This is a genomic window from Oleiphilus sp. HI0125, assembly GCF_001635355.1.
On the sequence record NZ_LWGF01000320.1, the window covers coordinates 1 to 677 of the forward strand.

General features: G+C 43.6%; 2 protein-coding genes. Both read left to right on the forward strand.

Going from position 1 to position 677, the window contains the following annotated elements; translation table 11 throughout:
• Window positions 1-217, forward strand: a 217-nt coding sequence (locus A3762_RS04365; protein WP_231878728.1) for a LysR substrate-binding domain-containing protein, incomplete at its 5' end; no start/stop codon positions are given.
• Window positions 218-230: 13 nt separating this feature from the next.
• Entirely contained in the window at window positions 231-674 is a 444-nt protein-coding gene (locus A3762_RS04370) for a hypothetical protein (RefSeq protein ID WP_068476264.1), read from the forward strand.
• Window positions 675-677 lie beyond the last annotated feature (3 nt).

Genomic DNA, 677 nt, shown 5'->3' on the forward strand with positions numbered 1-677 from the left:
CAAGTTAAATGCTCAAAAAGCAGGTATCGGCGTTGGTTTCTTACCACGATACCTGATTAGAGAAGAACTCAAGGCAGGTAAACTTGTTGAGTTGCCGCTCGACAATGCGCGCCCACAACCAAGCACGCTCTACATGGCTTGGAAAATGGTAAACCAAGGCAAAGGCTTACAACGCCTACGCACCCTTATCCAAAAGCAATTAAAAGAACAGGAATAAATCAGGACTTACAATGCATCAATACGCTCGCACCCTCATTATTTTACTCTCCATCATTGCGCTTTTTTGGGCGAATCCAGCTTCATCAAAACCACTCGCCAATCTAAAAAAATTGGAACAGGCAACTGACTTATTTATGGAGCAAGTTGCAAAAGGCGATAGCGAATCAGCTCTTAATTTGATCTCTGCTTATGCTGGCGTAAATCCTGAACAGTTCGCACAACGCAGTGCTCGGATTATTCAAGACATGCAGCGCATCGAATCAAGTGCGGGTAAAGCCTTAAGCTACGCAAAAGTAGATACCAAAAGTGTTGGCGAACACCTTTACAAAGTACGGTATCTATTGAAGTTTCGGCAAGCGGCACTTGTGTGGGAAATGAATTTTTACCAACCTGACCAAGGCTGGTATTTGGTCGACGTCAATCTTAGCACTGACATTAACGCTTTATTTCAGTAGTCA

Coding starts and splice junctions, on each gene's coding strand:
- A3762_RS04370 (WP_068476264.1), top strand. CDS start 231: ATGCATCAATACGCTCGCACCCTCATTATTTTACTCTCCATCATTGCG.